Below are 16,224 nucleotides of genomic sequence, written 5' to 3' on the forward strand. Positions count from 1 at the left end.
CGGAATTTGAGGAGGACTCAGGATGGTACACTCGCTGACGATACGTTACGAAGGACTGGCGCTAGCCGCGACTATTCACTATCCGCAGCAGGCGGGAGAGCGGGGTGACCGGAAGCTGCCGCTCGTCATCATCAACCATGGCTTCGCCGGCACCCGGATCGGCGTGGACCGGCTGTTCGTCCTGGCGGCGAGAGAGTTGGCGCAGCAAGGCCACCTCGTTCTTCGGTTCGACTACGCGGGCTGCGGCGAGAGCGAAGGCAATTACGGGGATCACGGGCTGGATTCGATGATCGAGCAGACGCGGACGGTGCTCGACTACGCGCTGGGGCTGGATATCGTCGATCCGTGCCGGGTCACGCTGCTGGGCCACAGCCTGGGGGCCGCCGTCGCGCTGCTGACCGCGGTCCGCGACCGGCGGGTCAAATCGCTCGTGCTCTGGTCGCCGGTCGGTTATCCGTTCAACGACATCATGCGGATTGTGGGACGGAAGACGTACGACGAGGCGGTGACGAAAGGGGCGGCCGATTACTTGGGCTACTCGCTTACGCCGAACTTTTTCGACGCGCTTTTGCGCCACCAGCCGTTCCAGGAGACGCAGAAGTTTTCGGGAGACGTGCTCCTCGTGCATGGAACGGGGGACGAGACGATCCCGGTCGACTACACCTTTTTGCTGGAAAAAACGTTCTGGCTAAGGGGCGAAGGGCGCTGCGAGAAGGTGATCATTTTCCAGGCGGATCACACTTATTCGCGCGGCGAGCATAAAAAAGAGCTGTTCAAAGCGACAGCCGATTGGCTGAACGGCTATGAACAGCGGCAGCAGGAATGGTATCACTGGAGCATCTGAGCGGCTTGCGACGCTGATGCGTCGGCTGCGGAAGCTTCGGCGATCAGATGGACGGTCAGGATAAACATGGCGTGCGACCATGTGAGCGGTACGACCCATGCGGTCTCGCCGGTATGGCGGTCGACTTGCTCGGGCAGCAGACCGGCGTAGGTGCGATGCCGGACCGCCCAATCGAGAAGCTTCCGGGCTTCGTCGACGCGGCCGCTGCAGGCGCGGTATTGGGCCAGCCACAGCGTGGTCAGAATCCACGGATTGCCTCCGATGTACGAGTCGTTCTCGTAACGTTTGATTCCCCCGACCCCCGCGACGGTCAGCTCCTTCTCGACCGCATCGGCCGTCCGGACGGCTTGCGAGTGCTCCGGAGGCACGACGGCGAACGGTACGGAGACGCCGAGCAGGCTGACGTCGACGATCGGGTCGTAGGCCAGGCGATAGCGGGAATATCCTTTGGCATCCACGATGCTGGATACGGGCAGGCCGGCTTGAGCGGCTTGCTCGTATTCGCTTTTATTGACGGTCAGCGTGACGCCGCGGTAGAAGGCGCCCTTCTCCTCGTTCCAGCAGAGCGAAGTAATTTGCCGGGCGATCGTATCGGCGACGCCGTTCCACTTCGCGGCGAGCTCCGTCTCGCCGCGAAGCGCGGCGAAGGAAGCGGCGGCCTTGAGACCGGCGAAGACGGCGGCGGAGGAATACGTATGCTGGCCTTCGCGCTCTTCCCACAGATCGCGGCTCGCCGCGGGAAGGCCGTTGTCCGGGTCGATCGAGCGGACCAGGAATTCGGCGCCCCTAAGCACCGCGTCCCATACGAGCCGGAGGAACGATTCGCGCTCGCTTTCCGGAAGCGCCAGGTAGTGCTGATGCATCCCCCAGAGGATCGAAGAGCCTTCGTCGATCTGCAGCCCCCAGTTCGGAGCGAGAGAACCGTCGTGGTAGTGGCGCTGCTGCCAGGCTCCGTCCGCGTCCTGCGCGGTCAACGTCCATTCGTAGAAGCGGGTGGACAGCTCCATCAGGCCCGCTTTGTCGAGGGCGGTCGTAATGAAAGCGGCGTCCCGGCCCCAACAGTAGGCGTAGCCTCCGCAGCGCGAGAAATGTTCGTCGAATTCCGGAGCGGCGATAATGCTGCCGGTCTGCTCGTCGGACATCAGCTTCATCGTCAGGACGGAGCGTTCGTACAGCTCGCGGACGTCTTCCCGGCCGATCGGGCAAGGCGACGCGGAATCGACGAACGCATGCCAGTAACGGGCGGTGCGTTCGCGCAAGGCGGCGGCTCCGCTCGCTTTGGCCTTCTCCAGTGCGGCCAAAGACGGTTCCAGCCGATCGCCGGCGGCCAAATAGACGGTCAGGTTGACGGTCTGTCCGGGAGCGACGTCCCGGAACGCCCATTCCAGCGCGCCGTCGGATGCCATCTGCACATTGTCGCCGTTCAGCTCGCCGCTGTTGGCCGCTTCCCAGGCGTGACAGGCCTGGTATCTAGTGCATACGTTTGCACTCGAGACCGAAAAATAATAGCGGTGGCGGTAATGAACGAGCGCATCGGCTTGCGGATGGAATTGCGTCGTATGATAGAACGGGCTCTCGGTCGCGGCGATGGACGAATAGAAGTAAAAAGAAAACGAGACCGGATCGGCGCCCGTGTTGGTCAACCGATAATCGAAAACGAGGACGTCTTCGCCGGGAACCGCGTACAGCTCGGAACGGACTTCGAGCGGGTACCGGGGCGAGGAAGCGCGAACCGCATAAATGTTCGTGCGAGGCACGTAACCGGACTCATGGCTCCAGCCGTCTTCGGCCGAGTCGAACCAGGTCGTGCGCGCGTCCGTTCCGGCCATGCGGATGCCGCTGCGGATCGTGTCCGCATGCTGCGGGAAGTCGACATGCGGCCACCAGAAGCGCACGAGTCTTCCGGTCTTGAGGAGCGACGCCAGAAACCGGGAATTGCCGATGACGGCGTCGATAAGATAAGGCTTTTTGTCCAGGTTGGGGGTCATAGGGTTCAGCTCCATTTAGGAATTGTTTTGAGAGATGATTCGCGGACGATCAGCCGGTGGGGCACGATGACGCGCATCTGCTGCGGCTTGTCTCCCTGAATGTACCGGATCAATAACTGCGAGGCCATATAGCCCAGCTGATAAATGCCGATGTCGATGCTGCTGAGCGGAGGGGACGACAGTTCGGCCAATGCGATGTTGTTGAAGCTGACGAGGCTCAGATCGTCCGGGACCCGGAAGCCGAGCTCGGTCAGCCCGCGCAGCACGCCGAACGTGACCAGATCGTCGACGACGACGAGCGCGGTCGGACGTTCGGGCAAGTTCATGAAGAACGACATGGCCCGGTAACCGCTCTCCTGCAAAAACTCGCCTTCCACGATCCACTCCGGCAGCATGCGCAGCCCGTTTTCCTCCATCGCCCGCTTGTACCCTTCCAGCCGATCCTGCGAGACGGTCAAATTCGGCGGTCCGCTGACGAAGCCGATGCGCTCGTGGCCTTGCGAGATCAGATGCTGCGTCGCGTCGAACGAAGCCTGCACGTTGTCGTTGTCCACGCACAGAATGTCGTCGTCGTCGGCGTAGTGGCCGATCAGAATAAACGGAAACGCTTCCGATTTGAGAAAGCGAATGATCGGATCGTTGCGCCTCGATTGCAGCAGAATGATCCCGTCGACCCGCCGGCCCTTGACGAGCCGGGTAACGGCTTCGAGCTCGCCCTGTTCGGAATGTCCTGCCGTCATCAGCACATCGTAGCCGTTGCGGGAAGCTTGCGTCGTAATCCCGCGGATGTTCTCCGCGAAGAAGTGGTTCTGGAACAGCTCCTCGGCCGGACGGGGAAGAACCATGCCAAGCGTATACGTCTTATTGGATACCAGACTGCGGGCCATAATATTCGAGTGATAACCCATCTCGTCCATGACCTCTTTCACTTTCCGGGCCGTCTCCCTGCTGATTCGGGGATGGTTGGACAGCACGCGGGATACGGTGGAAGGGGAAACGCCCGCTTTCTTGGCGACATCTTTGATCGTGACAGCCATTGTGACCTCCGCAGGTTATGCAACCGTTTGAACTGCGCTTGCTCTTAGCTTAATGTTACATGAACAATAAGGCGTTGTAAACGGGTGCTTTTGGCGGTAAAAGCACCGCGCTTGCACGTTCCGATTGTGCAGATCAGGCTATTTATAATAGAAGGAAAGAAAAGACCCATCCGATGAATCCATTAGAAAAATCGAGAAATCAGAAGAAATTCGAAGATAAAGTCTAGCTGCTTTCCGGATTTGTTTGTGCAAACGTTTTTGCAATCCCCTCGAAAAGTTGTATAGTATAAAGGCGAGGCGTGAAGCGCTTCCATACGTTTGAAAGCGATTCTTCCGACTGAAATCCATATTTTGATCGGATATGGAATCATTTCAAACCTTGATTTGCATTCGCGATTCAAACGTTTGCGCAACAACGTCTGGCCGATTCGCCACTAAAAGAGAGGGGAAAACAAAGTGAAACTCAACAAAACGCTATCGATGGTCTCCGCATTATCGTTGATGGCCGTGTCTCTCGCGGCTTGCGGCGGGGGCAACAATTCCGGCAACGCGTCGCCGTCCGCATCCGGCGTCTCGCCTTCCGCTTCCAGCGCATCGCCGTCCGCATCCGCGTCCGGTTCGGCCGCGACCGGCGAACTGAAGCCGGAGGAAGGCGCCAAGCTGCTCGTCTGGGAGAGCAAGGACGAACGGGTCTTCACCGACGAGATCGCAGCGGAATTTACGGAGAAGTACGGCGTTCCCGTCGAGATCGCCGAAGTGGCGCCGACCGATCAGGTAACCCGCCTCTCCACGGACGGACCTTCCGACCTGGGCGCCGACGTCGTCATTTTCCCTCACGACCATCTGGGCCGCGCCGTCACGGGCAACCTGGTGCTCGAGAACGACGTGTTCGGCGACGTGACCAAGCAAGAGAACTCGGACAGCGCCATCACAGGCGTCACCTACAACGGCAAAATTTACGGCTATCCGCGCGCCGCGGAAACCTATGCGCTTTATTACAATAAGTCCCTGGTGAAGGAAGCTCCCAAGACTTGGGACGATGTGCTGGCGATCAGCAAAACGCTGACGGACGCCAAGAAGAACAAGTTCGGCATCGAATGGGAAGTCGGCAACTTCTACTTCAACTATCCGTTTATCGCCTCCACCGGCGGCTACCTGTACGGCAGCAACGGCACGGACAAGAACGATATCGGCATCAACAACGACGGCGCCGTTCAATCGATGACGGTGTACAAGAGCCTGAAGGAAGTGCTGCCGGTCAAAGCGGCCGACATCACGCCGGACATCAAGCGCGGGCAATTCACCGCCGGCGACATCGCCATGGACATCAACGGTCCTTGGGAGCTCGCAGGCTACAAGGCCGCTCTGGGCGACAACCTGGGCGTCGCTCCGCTTCCGTCTTTCGGCGACAAGCCGTCCGTCTCCTTCTCCGGCGTCAAAGCCTGGTATGTCAGCTCGTACACGAAATATCCGAACGCGGCCAAGCTATTCGCACGCTTCGCTTCGACGAAGGACGCTCAACTGAAGCTGAACAAGCTGGTCGGCTCTGTGCCGACGAACAAGGAAGCTCAGAACGATCCGCAAGTGAAGGACGATCCGGTTATCAGCGCCTTCGTTACCCAGTTCAACAACTCGCAGCCGATGCCTTCCATTCCGGAAATGAACAACGCCTGGTCTCCGGCCGGCGCCGCTCTGACCGAGATCTGGGACAACGGCAAAGATCCGAAGGCCGCTCTGGACGCAGCCGCGCAGCAAATCAAAGATCTGAACAACGGAACGGCGAAATAAGCAGTGAATTTGCAAGGAGCCGTCACCCGCTGCTCGCTGGAGCGGCGGGTGATTCCTCCGTTTTACGCGAAGGGAGACAGGGGAGACCATGCCGCAGAAGAAAGCTTCCGTTGCCGCCGTGCTATCGGCGCTGTCCTTGGGACTCGGTCAGATCTATAACCGGCAGTTTGTGAAAGGAATTCTTTTTCTGGCGTTCGAGATCGTCGCCGTAACTTATTTCTCCACCCGATTGGGTCATGCCATGTGGGGGCTGGTAACGCTCGGGGATACGCCCAGGCAGCCCGGAGTCGCCAAGTACGACCATTCCATTTTCCTCATGATCGAAGGACTTATCACGCTGATTTTCCTTGTGCTGTGTCTGATCGCCTATGTTATGAACATTAGGGACGCTTATTTGACCGGGAAAAGGTGGGAGCAAGGGAAGAAAGCCAACAATTTCCGCGAGTCCCTTCAGTATATATCGAGCAAGAAATTCGCCGAGGTCTTTCTCATTCTGCCCTCCGTCGGCATTCTGTTCCTGACGATTATGCCGATCGTCTTCGGCATGATGATCGCCTTCACCAACTATTCTTCGCCCGATCATATTCCGCCGGCCAAGCTGGTGGATTGGGTCGGATTCGATACGTTCAAGCAGCTCCTGACGCTGAAGAGCTGGAGCCATACGTTCTACGGCGTCCTCATCTGGACAATCGTCTGGGCGATTCTCTCCACCGTCACTACGTATTTCGGCGGTTTCCTGGTCGCCATGATCATTCAGCAGAAGGAAATCCGGCTGAAGGGCATGTGGAGAACGATTCTGATCATTCCCTACGCGATTCCGCAGCTGATCTCCCTGCTGGTCATGCGCAACCTGTTCAACGGCCAGTTCGGTCCGATCAACCAGTATCTGATGGCGCTCGGCTTCGATCGCATCCCCTGGCTGTCCGACCCGATGTGGGCGCGGGCGACCGTTATTATCACGAACATGTGGGTCGGCATCCCGGTGTCGATGATCCTGATCATGGGCGTCCTGACCTCGATTCCGCGCGACCTGTACGAAGCGGCGGAGGTGGACGGCGCCTCGATTCTGCAGCGGTTCCGCATCATTACGCTGCCGATGGTGCTGTTCTCGACCGCGCCGATTCTCATTACGCAGTTCGCGGGCAACATCAACAACTTCAACGCGATTTATCTGCTGACGAGCGGAAGCCCGGTCGTCGGCGACTATCAATACGCGGGCGCGACCGACCTGCTCGTGACATGGCTGTATAAGCTGACGCTCAGCCAAGAGCGCTTCAACATGGCTTCGACGCTCGGCCTGATTATCTTCATTCTGATCGCCGGGTTCTCGCTCTGGAATTACAGCAGAACGCGTTCGTTCAAAGAGGAGGACATGATCCAATGATTGGACGCAGAATGGGCCGGAACATTCGGGTGGTCTCCAGCTACATTTTCCTGATCGTCGCGTCGATTCTTAGCCTGTATCCGGCGCTGTGGGTATTCTTCGCCTCGCTGCGGCCGGGCAAGTCCTTATACAGCCGGGACTTCGTACCGAAGAAATTCACGCTCGACCACTATCACGAGCTGTTCACGTCGAAGAGCTTCCTGTTCGGCCACTGGTACATGAACACGCTGAGAATCGCCGTATTCTCGATGATTTTCGCGACGGCGCTCGTCCTTCTGACCGGCTACGCGCTGTCCCGGTTCCGGTTCAAGGGGCGCAAGACGTACCTGTCCGTCATTCTCATTCTGAGCATGTTCCCGGGCTTCCTGAGCATGATCGCTCTCTATATTCTGCTGAAGCAGTTGAACTTGCTCGATTCTTCATACGCACTTATTCTCGTCTATTCGTTCGGAGCGCCGCTGATGGGAACGTTCATCGCCAAGGGCTTCTTCGATACGGTGCCGAGAAGCCTGGACGAAGCCGCGCGGATCGACGGCGCCTCGAACATGAAGGTGTTCACGCGCATCATGCTTCCTCTGTCCAAGCCGATGCTGACTTACGTGGCGCTGACGCAGTTCGTCGGCCCCTGGATCGACTACATTTTCGCCAGCTTCGTGCTTCGCAGCCGCGACAAGTGGACAGTCGCCGTCGGTCTGTACGACCAGGTGTTCAGCAACCAAAATCAGAACTTCACGGTATTCGCCGCCGCATCGGTCCTGATCGCCGTGCCGATCACGTTGCTGTTCATGTATTTGCAACGATTCCTCGTCGAGGGATTGACCGCCGGCGCCAGCAAAGGATGATCGAGCCCTTATGATGAAAAAGCGCGCATGGGGAGCGTTGGCGGCCGCGCTGCTGACGGGAACCGTATTGGCGGGATGCGCAGACAAGGAACCGGATGCGAATCGTCCGGTTCCTTCTTCTAGCGCGGCCGGAGCGGAGAGCGCCGAGTCGTCCTCGTCTTCGCCGGGGGCGGCCGCGGAGGCGGTCGAGGTCGATGAGCAGCCCTCCGCCGTCTATTACGAGATTTTCGTCCGCTCGTTCGCCGATTCCGACGGAGACGGCATCGGAGATTTGAACGGGATCGCTGGGAAGCTCGATTATTTGCAGAAGCTCGGAGTCGAAGGGATCTGGCTGACGCCGATCAACCCTTCCCCCAGCTATCACGGCTACGATGTGACCGATTATTACGGCATCAATCCGGATTTCGGCACGATGGACGACTTCAAGGCTTTGCTGGCAGAAGCGCATAAACGGGGCATGAAGGTCATTATGGACCTGGTCGTCAATCATACGAGCTCCGAGCATCCGTGGTTCGTCGATTCGGCCAAGGGGAAGGACAGCAAGTACCGGGATTGGTATCTCTGGGCGGAGGACCAAGGTTTGTCCACCGCCGCGGCCAGCGCCCAAGGGGGCCCGGCCTGGCACGAGAAGAACGGCAGCCATTACGAAGCGACATTCTGGGACGGCATGCCCGACCTGAACTTCGACAATCCCGAGGTCCGCCGGGAGATGGTGAAGATCGGCCGGTTCTGGCTCGGCCAGGGAGTCGACGGCTTCCGTCTCGACGCCGCCAAGCACGTCTACGAGGACTTCAAGTCGCAGGCGGGAGACTTGGAAGCGGCGAAGAAGAATCAGGCCTGGTGGCAGGAGTTCCGCCAAGGCCTGAACGAAGCGAACCCGGACGCTTACCTCGTCGGGGAGGTGTGGTCCAGTTCGGCGGCGGTCGCGCCTTATTTGAACAAGGCCTTCGATTCGTCGTTCAACTTCGACGTGTCGGACTGGATCCGCAGCGCCGTCGTATCGGGCCGGGCTTCGAGCATGCCGGGCATGCTGCCCCGTTATTACGCGTTGTTCGCGAAGGAGTCGGACGGCCGGTTCGTGGACGCGCCGTTCGTGGACAATCACGATCGGGACCGGATCATGAGCCTGACCCGGGGGAACGTGGAAGAAGCGAAGCTGGCCGCTTCGATTCTGCTGACGCTGCCGGGCAATCCGTTCCTCTATTACGGGGACGAGATCGGCATGCAAGGTTCGGGCGCCGACGAGCGGAAGCGTGAGCCGATGCTCTGGACGTCGGCGGGCGGACGGGAAGGCGAGACGAGCTGGGAGCCCCTTGTCTCCAACCGGGAGCGCGGCGTCTCGGTCGAAGCGCAGATGGACGATCCCGGCTCGCTGTTCAACCATTACCGTAAGCTGATCGAGCTGCGCAAGCGGGAACCGGCGCTGCGGGACGGCGGATTGGAAGACGTTCCGATGGCGGAGCCGAAAGTGGCCGCCTACGTGCGGATGACGAAGACGGAACGGCTGTACGTGGCGCACAACCTGAGCGGACAGACGGTGACGGTCAAGGTGGACGACCGATCGGCGGCTTCCTTCTCCGGCATGCTGTTCGCGACCGTCGACGGCAGCTTCTACGAGGACGACAACCTGACGATCCCGGCTTACGGAACGGTCGTACTGAAATAGAGAGAAACCGAGTGGGTGGGAAGCGATCCGAAAGCGCATAACCAGGAGGGGTCTTATGTCCGTCGGCAAAAAGCTTTTCATTACGATTTTTCTGACCGCAGTCGCTCTGTCCCTGGCGCTGGGGCTCGTCTCTTACCGGGTGTCCAAAGGGCTGATCATGAGCCAGGTGTCCGCCGCGTCGAACCAGACGATCGTGCAGGCGGCGGACAAGCTGGACTTCCTGTTCGCCCAATACGAAGCGACGGCCCGCCAGTGGTCGGTCAATCAGGAATTGAAGGCCGATCTGGAACAGCTCACGAAGCCGGGACTAAGCGAATTCGACAAAAACCAGATCTCGCAGCGGATCGTCCGCAGGCTGGACTCGATCGTCGCCTCCGATTCCCGGCTGATCGGGGCGCGGCTCGTCGCGAAGAGCGGCATCGATACGGAGTCGTATCATTCCGCCGGCGTCCCGGCGCTGCGTTCGGACGACGGAATCCGCGCCGGATTGGACGGGATCGTGAAGCAGGACGGGCAAGTCGTCTGGCTTCCGACGCAGAAGCGGGGCTTCTTCGGCGTCAACGCCGAGCCGACGCTGACGATGGCCAAGCTGCTGAAAAATCTGAACAACCGCCAGGCCGAATACGTGCTGATGCTCGAGATCAAGGATAAGGCGCTGTCGGCGATTCTGGCGAACGTGAAGCTTGGCCAAACCGGCGTTCTGTCTGTCGTCGCGCCGGACGGCAAACTCGTACATACGTCAGATGCAAACCTCATCGGCGCCGATTCGCCGATCAAGCTGCCGGAAGGCCAGGGAGCCGCGTTTTACGCTAACGACGCGAGCGGCACCAGGCAGCTGGCCGTCCACGCGGAGCTGAAGACGGCCGGCTGGTCGCTGCTCGGATATGCGCCGGTAAGGGAGTTCGTCAAGGAGACGGACAAGCTGCTGTACATTACGCTCGCGGTGGCCGTCGTCGCCGTCCTGGCTTCGCTGCTGATCGGCTTCGGGGCGGTACGGCAGATCGCCCGGCCCATCGTTCGTCTCTGCCTGCTGATGGAAGAAGGAGGCCGGGGGAATCTTCGCGTGAAGTCGGAGACGGGACGCAAGGACGAGATCGGGCGTCTGTCGGCAAGCTTCAACCGGATGATGGATCAGATTCGCGGCCTCGTGGAGCAGTCGAACCGGTCGGCGCTCGAGGTGATGAGGCAGGCCGAGGAATTGTCGCGGGCATCCCGGCGCATCTCCTCGTCCTCGAAGGAGGTTGCCGCCGCGACGCAAGAGATCGCGGCCGGGGCGGCGAACCTGGCCGTCGAGGCCGACAAGGGGAGCGAATGGACGGCGCGCGCCGGCGAGAGCATGGACGAGGTGGCTCGCGCCAACGCGTTCATGGAGCGGGCGGCCGGCCAGGTTCGCGAAGCGAGCCAGGAAGGCGCCGAGCATATGCGCAGGCTGCTCGAGAAGACGGACGAGACGGAGCGGATGACCCGGGCGATGGCCGACAAGATCGGCGGCCTTAGGCAGAGCGCCGCTTCGATCCGCAGCATTCTCGAGGTGCTGGAGCAGATGACGAAGCAGACGAACATCCTGTCGCTGAATGCGGCCATCGAAGCTTCCAGGGCCGGTGCGGCAGGCAAAGGGTTTATGGTCGTGGCGGACGAGATCCGCAAGCTGGCCGATCAGTCGAAGCAATCGATCCAGCACGTCGCCGGCATTACGGACGCCATCCAGCGGGAGGTGGGCGACGCAGGGGCTGTGCTGGACGCCGCTTCTCCGCTCTTCCGGGAGCAAACGGCGGCCGTGCGGGAAGCTTCGGTCATCTTCGGCAAGGTGAAGGAGCAGATGGACGGCTTCGCATCCAGCATTCAAGCGACGGCGGCGTCCGTCGACGGGCTTGCGCAATCGCGTCAGGCGCTGTTCGACACGATCGGCGCGGTCGTCGCCGTCGTGCAGCAGACGACGGCGTCCACGCAGGAGGTCGCCTCGATCTCCGGCGTGCAGCAGGCCGAGAGCGAAGCGCTGGTCTCGCTGGCGGCCGACTTGGAGCGGTTGTCCGCGAGCCTGAAGGAGACGCTGCTCGTGTTCTCGCTGGCGGAGGAGGAGCGGGCTTCGCAGGAGGGCAGGTGAATGCAACAAAAGAAAAAGAGCTTCGTTGCCGCAGTCCGGAATCGGATACGGCGCGAAGCTTTTTTTTGATCATTCAGAGTTGATTAACCCGTCGTACTCCGCGAAGCTTAAAAGACCGTCAGCCGGCCGGTCGTCGCAGGACGCTTGAAGCAAGGCCGTCATCATGGCGAAGGCCGCTTGCGCTTTGGACGTCTTCGGGACGATTCGCCCGACGTCCGCAGGCAAATACTCGGGGCAGCCCGACGTGCAGACGACGATCATTCGCGAAGCATTCACGAGTCCCGTCAGACGCAGGGCAAGGAATTCGTTAAAAACGACGATCGGCAAGTCTCCGCACTGTCGCAGGAAATTACGCAAACCTTCCTCATCTCCGTTCGCGGCCCAAGCCCTATCGTCGCCAAGCCCTGCGGCGCTGCGAAGGGCGCGCGCGATGGCGTCGTTGTGATAGCTCTCGTGCACGACGGCGAACGGCGCGTCGTTGCCCAGCTTGCGCCGAACCCGTTCGAACAGCCCGCCGAAGTCCGGCGTCAGCTGCCGGAACAGCGGATCTTCGATCATGCCGTCGATGAGGATGAGCGGCGAACCGTATGGGAAGTTGGAGGATACGGCATAGAAGGAGCTCTCGCGGGCGTCGATCAGGAAGACGCCGTCCAGCTTCCGTTCGGCGATGATGGCGAAGTTCGGCCGGTTCGGATCGATGCGGGCCACCATGAGATGGTAATTGGCGGCGTTGCTGAGCCGCTCCAGCTCGTCGATGAATTTGCCGTAACTGATATATTTGGAAATCAGGTCGGTCTCTTCCCCCACAAGCAGAACGCCAAGCAGATTGGATCGGCCCCTGGACAGGGAGCGAGCCGTCAAATTCTGCACATAGTCCAGCTTGGCCGCGGCATCGAGCACGCGCTGCCTCGTATCCGCCGGGATCGTCTGGTTTGCGACCTTGTTGAGGACGTAGCTGGCGGTGGCAATGGAGACGCCCGCTTCTTTTGCCACGTCTTTAAGCGTTGTTTTCTTCACGGAGGCGTTCTCCTCCCGATTGCGGTTCCGCGGAATGTAAGCCTATCATAAGCTCGCTTCAAGCGGGTGTCAATGAATGGAGAATCGGCCATTGACAGGTGGCGGCCGACTTCCTATACTAAAATAACTTAAACGGTTAAGTTATTGCAACAAACCGCAAAACGACACAAGGAGGCGATTGGTGATGGAAGCTCCGCTTCAATCGTTAGATCCGCCGCTGCCGTTAAATCCCGGCGGCGCGGAAAAAGCGCAGCATGTGCCGGTTTGGCGCAACCGGCCGTTCATGTGGCTGTTGTCGGGCAATACGGCTTCCGTCTTCGGGGACAGCTTCAACGGGATCGCCATCAGCCTATGGGTCCTTCAGACGACCGGAAGCGCGCAGCGAATGGCGGCCGTGCAAATTTGCACGATGGCCGTCAGCTTTCTGTTCGGCTCCTTCGCGGGCACCGCAGCGGATCGGGTCGACCGGAGGAAGCTGATGCTGCTGTCGGATGTATCCAGATGTCTCATCGCTGCACTGCTCGGCATCTGTCTGTTCGTGTTCGGCGTTCCTTTTCCCGCAATGCTGGCCTTGGTGTCGCTTTCGACGTTCCTTGGCTTGCTGCAGAGTCCCGCCTTCCACGCCTCGACGACAACGCTCGCCGGCCAGGGACGCATCCAGCAAGCGTCCAGCGCTATGCACCTGGCCGATAACCTCGCCCGCATATCGGGACTCGCGCTCGCGGGCGTCGCCGTCGCCTCGTTCGGCGGGCTGGCGGCCATCCTGACGACTTCGGCTGCGTTCCTGCTCTCCGCCTTCTGCACGCTTCTCGCCGGCAGGTTCCCTTCCGCAAGACGCGACTCGTCCGAGCAAATCTCCTTTCTCCAGGATTGGAGCGGGGGACTCGCGTACATTCGCAAAGATCCGCTGATTCGCTCGGTCGTCATTCTCAATCCCGTGCTTACCGCCTTCTTCCTTACGGCCATCATGCTTGTGCAAGTCATGGCGGTCAAAAGCTGGAACGCCAATCCGATCGAGTTCGGCTTGATCGAGATGTGCATTCCACTGGGCTACATGGCGGGAGCGGGCATCATTATCGCCTTCGGGCAGCGTTTCGGGCGCAGAGGCCGTCTCGTCTTCATCGGGCTCATCTTGCTGGGACCGATGTATTTCCTGATCTCCGGGCTCTCCTCGCCGCATGCCGCGCTGCCGTTCGTTCTGCTGGGCGGTCTGCTGTTCTCCTTTTGCTCCATGATGGTCCAGATTATCCTCAAAACCGAGGTCCGCAGCGAGTGGCAGGGAAGAATCTACGGCACGATGGGCGCGATCACGAGCATGGCCCCATCGCTCTGCCTGGCGATCGCATCCATGCTGGCGGACAGGTGGGGGGCTTCAACCGTGCTGGCCGCCCAGAGTGCGGGCTTGCTCGCGCTGGGTATCGCGGCGGCTTTCCTGCTGAAGCCGATCCGCGTTTACCGTTAGGCCGGACTGCGAGAGGGGCCGCGGTCATGCACGGTACGGTTGACAACCTGGACGTCGTCGGGCATCTGCCCGTGTTTGATGCATACGTTCTACCGCGTAGCTTCTCGGTCCACGAATTCAAGCGGACGAACACCGGCCTCACGGCTTCCACCGGCTCATCGGCGTGCCCCGCATGACCTGCCATAACAACAGCGTGTATCGGCGTCCGGAGGAGATCGCGGGACGCGCGATTCAGCGCCGCAAGCGGCTTCCGGGCGATGACGGGCAACGGTCTGCCACCATGCGAAGAAGCCTGCAAGGGCGCTGTCGGCGCCTTGCAGGCTTCCCGTTTAAACTTGCTTCCAGACGGCGAATCCGTAGGCCGGAAGAGTCGCACCCAGCCGTCCGCGCGCAATTTCCGCGGCTTCGCCCGAATACGCGTCCACCCACTTGCCCTCCGCGCTCACCGACACTTTCGCCTCGCGTCCGCTCGCGTTCATCGCCACGACGAACCGCTCGCCCTTCGCGGAGCGGCGCTCGTAGACGAGCGTCCGCCCGCCTTCCTCCGCCTGCAGGAACCGCAGGCCGATCTCCCGCAGCGCCGGGTGCTTCTTGCGGAGCGCGATCGTCCGGCGGTAGAAGTCGAACATCTCGCGGTTCTGCTCCTTCTCGTCCCATACCATGCATTTGCGGCAATCCGGGTCCCCTTCGCCGCTCATACCGAACTCGTCCCCGTAATAGATGCACGGAGTGCCGGGATAGGTGAGCTGGAACAGAGCCGCCAGCCGCATCCGCCGCTCGTCGTCTCCGCACTGCGTCAGCAGGCGCGGCGTGTCGTGGCTGTCCAGCAGGTTGAACGCCGTCTCGTTCACCTGCTGCGGATAGGCGGCGAGCTGCTTGCCGATCGCGTTCGCGAAGCCCGCGGCGTCGATCGTCTCCTTGGCGAAGAAGTCGAGCACCGCGTTCGTGAACGGGTAGTTCATGACGGCGTCGAACTGGTCGCCTTGCAGCCAGGGGATCGAATCGTGCCAGATCTCGCCGAGAATATACGCGTCGGGCTTGGCGGCCTTGACCGTCTGCCGGAATTCGCGCCAGAAGGCGTGATCGACCTCGTTCGCCACGTCCAGCCGCCAACCGTCGATGCCGATCTCCTCGATCCAGTAGCGGGCCACGTCCAGCAAATATTTTTTGACCTCGGGATTTTCGGTGTTCAGCTTGGGCATAATCGGCTCGAAGGCGAACGTCTCGTACGTGGGGATGCCGTCCACGACTTGCAGCGGAAACTCCCGCACGTGGAACCACCCGGCGTAAGGCGACTCCGCTCCCTTCTCCAGCACGTCGACGAACGGCGGGAACGTGCGCCCCGCATGGTTGAACACGGCGTCGAGCAGCACGCGGATGCCGCGCCGGTGGCAGGCGTCGACAAGCTCCTTCAGCTTGGCGTTCGTGCCGAAGTGGGGATCGACCTTCATATAATCCCGGGTGTCGTATTTATGGTTCGTCGTCGCTTCGAACAGCGGCGTGAAGTAGATGGCGTTGACGCCGAGCCCCTCGAGGTGGTCGAGATGGTCCAGCACCCCCTGCAGGTCGCCGCCGAAGAAGTTGGTCGGGGTCGGCTTGCCTCCCCACGGCTCCACGCCTTCCGGATCGAGCGAAGGATCGCCGTTCGCGAACCGCTCGGGGAAAATTTGATAAAACACCGCATCCTTCACCCAGGCCGGCGGCTCGAACACATCGGCCGGATTGATGTACGGGAAGTCGAACAGCTCCAGCGGATCGGCGGGCGGCGTCTTGCGGAATTCCTTCTCCGTCAAAAACAGCTCTTCCTCGCCTTTGATAAAATGAAACGCGTACCGCAGCCGGCGGAACGGCGGCTCCACGGCCACTTCCCAATAATCGAACAGGTCGTCGGAGGCGAAGCGGCGCATCTCGACGGACTTCACCGTTTGATCCCACGCATACTTGTCGCCGACGATCGCCCGGACTTGCCCGGCGTCGCCCCGCTTCGTGCGGACCCGCAGATGGACCGTCTTCTTGTCGTATGAATAAGCCCAATTCTGCTTCGGACGATGGTAGATCGCTTCTCTTAACATGCTCGACACACTCCTCGAAG

General features: G+C 60.6%; 11 protein-coding genes. 7 read left to right on the forward strand and 4 right to left on the reverse strand.

Annotation, left to right across the window (positions count from 1 at the left end):
* Positions 1-22: 22 nt before the first annotated feature.
* Entirely contained in the window at positions 23-844 is an 822-nt protein-coding gene (locus G485_RS0121070) for an alpha/beta hydrolase (protein ID WP_027094165.1), read from the forward strand.
* Here G485_RS0121070 and G485_RS0121075 read toward each other — a convergent pair.
* Together G485_RS0121075 and G485_RS0121080 are read right to left on the reverse strand one after the other, a co-directional pair.
* Positions 829-2,832, reverse strand: a complete 2,004-nt coding sequence (locus tag G485_RS0121075) for a glycoside hydrolase family 15 protein (RefSeq protein ID WP_035157569.1) — start codon at positions 2,830-2,832, stop codon at positions 829-831. The genes G485_RS0121070 and G485_RS0121075 overlap by 16 nt on opposite strands.
* Before the next feature lie 5 nt (positions 2,833-2,837).
* A complete protein-coding gene (locus G485_RS0121080) occupies positions 2,838-3,869 on the reverse strand; it encodes a LacI family DNA-binding transcriptional regulator (protein ID WP_027094167.1) in 1,032 nt (343 codons plus the stop codon).
* A gap of 456 nt (positions 3,870-4,325) precedes the next feature.
* On the opposite strand from G485_RS0121080, the gene G485_RS0121085 reads away from it, so the two are divergent.
* The 5 genes from G485_RS0121085 to G485_RS27610 all read left to right on the forward strand — a co-directional run bounded on the left by G485_RS0121085 (position 4,326) and on the right by G485_RS27610 (position 11,653).
* Positions 4,326-5,657, forward strand: a complete 1,332-nt coding sequence (locus G485_RS0121085; RefSeq protein WP_027094168.1) for a sugar ABC transporter substrate-binding protein — start codon at positions 4,326-4,328, stop codon at positions 5,655-5,657.
* 88 nt (positions 5,658-5,745) lie between these two features.
* On the forward strand, positions 5,746-7,041 hold the full coding sequence (locus G485_RS0121090) for a carbohydrate ABC transporter permease (protein ID WP_027094169.1): 1,296 nt from the start codon (positions 5,746-5,748) through the stop codon (positions 7,039-7,041).
* Positions 7,038-7,883 carry a sugar ABC transporter permease gene (locus G485_RS0121095; protein WP_035157571.1) on the forward strand — a complete coding sequence of 282 codons (846 nt, stop codon included), beginning with the start codon at positions 7,038-7,040 and terminating at the stop codon, positions 7,881-7,883. The genes G485_RS0121090 and G485_RS0121095 overlap by 4 nt, the downstream gene beginning before the upstream one ends.
* A 10-nt stretch (positions 7,884-7,893) precedes the next feature.
* Complete coding sequence (locus G485_RS0121100) at positions 7,894-9,549, forward strand: alpha-amylase family glycosyl hydrolase (RefSeq protein ID WP_156922535.1); 1,656 nt, start codon at positions 7,894-7,896, stop codon at positions 9,547-9,549.
* A gap of 55 nt (positions 9,550-9,604) precedes the next feature.
* Positions 9,605-11,653: a methyl-accepting chemotaxis protein gene (locus G485_RS27610; protein ID WP_051318457.1), complete on the forward strand. Its 2,049-nt coding sequence runs from the start codon at positions 9,605-9,607 to the stop codon at positions 11,651-11,653.
* Positions 11,654-11,722: 69 nt separating this feature from the next.
* Here G485_RS27610 and G485_RS27615 read toward each other — a convergent pair whose 3' ends face one another.
* On the reverse strand, positions 11,723-12,670 hold the full coding sequence (locus G485_RS27615) for a LacI family DNA-binding transcriptional regulator (RefSeq protein ID WP_051318458.1): 948 nt from the start codon (positions 12,668-12,670) through the stop codon (positions 11,723-11,725).
* 184 nt (positions 12,671-12,854) lie between these two features.
* Between G485_RS27615 and G485_RS0121115 the strand changes: the two genes are divergently transcribed.
* Positions 12,855-14,132, forward strand: coding sequence for an MFS transporter (locus G485_RS0121115; protein ID WP_027094172.1), 1,278 nt, complete (start codon positions 12,855-12,857; stop codon positions 14,130-14,132).
* A 329-nt stretch (positions 14,133-14,461) separates the two neighbouring features.
* Here G485_RS0121115 and G485_RS0121120 read toward each other — a convergent pair whose 3' ends face one another.
* Entirely contained in the window at positions 14,462-16,204 is a 1,743-nt protein-coding gene (locus G485_RS0121120; protein ID WP_027094173.1) for an alpha-glycosidase, read from the reverse strand.
* Positions 16,205-16,224: the final 20 nt, after the last annotated feature.

The organism is Cohnella thermotolerans DSM 17683 (genome assembly GCF_000429825.1).
Classification (GTDB): domain Bacteria; phylum Bacillota; class Bacilli; order Paenibacillales; family Paenibacillaceae; genus Cohnella; species Cohnella thermotolerans.

Coding starts and splice junctions, on each gene's coding strand:
- G485_RS0121070 (WP_027094165.1), top strand. CDS start 23: ATGGTACACTCGCTGACGATACGTTACGAAGGACTGGCGCTAGCCGCG.
- G485_RS0121100 (WP_156922535.1), top strand. CDS start 7,894: ATGATGAAAAAGCGCGCATGGGGAGCGTTGGCGGCCGCGCTGCTGACG.
- G485_RS0121075 (WP_035157569.1), bottom strand. CDS start 2,832: ATGACCCCCAACCTGGACAAAAAGCCTTATCTTATCGACGCCGTCATC.
- G485_RS0121095 (WP_035157571.1), top strand. CDS start 7,038: ATGATTGGACGCAGAATGGGCCGGAACATTCGGGTGGTCTCCAGCTAC.
- G485_RS27610 (WP_051318457.1), top strand. CDS start 9,605: ATGTCCGTCGGCAAAAAGCTTTTCATTACGATTTTTCTGACCGCAGTC.
- G485_RS0121080 (WP_027094167.1), bottom strand. CDS start 3,869: ATGGCTGTCACGATCAAAGATGTCGCCAAGAAAGCGGGCGTTTCCCCT.
- G485_RS0121120 (WP_027094173.1), bottom strand. CDS start 16,204: ATGTTAAGAGAAGCGATCTACCATCGTCCGAAGCAGAATTGGGCTTAT.
- G485_RS0121090 (WP_027094169.1), top strand. CDS start 5,746: ATGCCGCAGAAGAAAGCTTCCGTTGCCGCCGTGCTATCGGCGCTGTCC.
- G485_RS0121115 (WP_027094172.1), top strand. CDS start 12,855: ATGGAAGCTCCGCTTCAATCGTTAGATCCGCCGCTGCCGTTAAATCCC.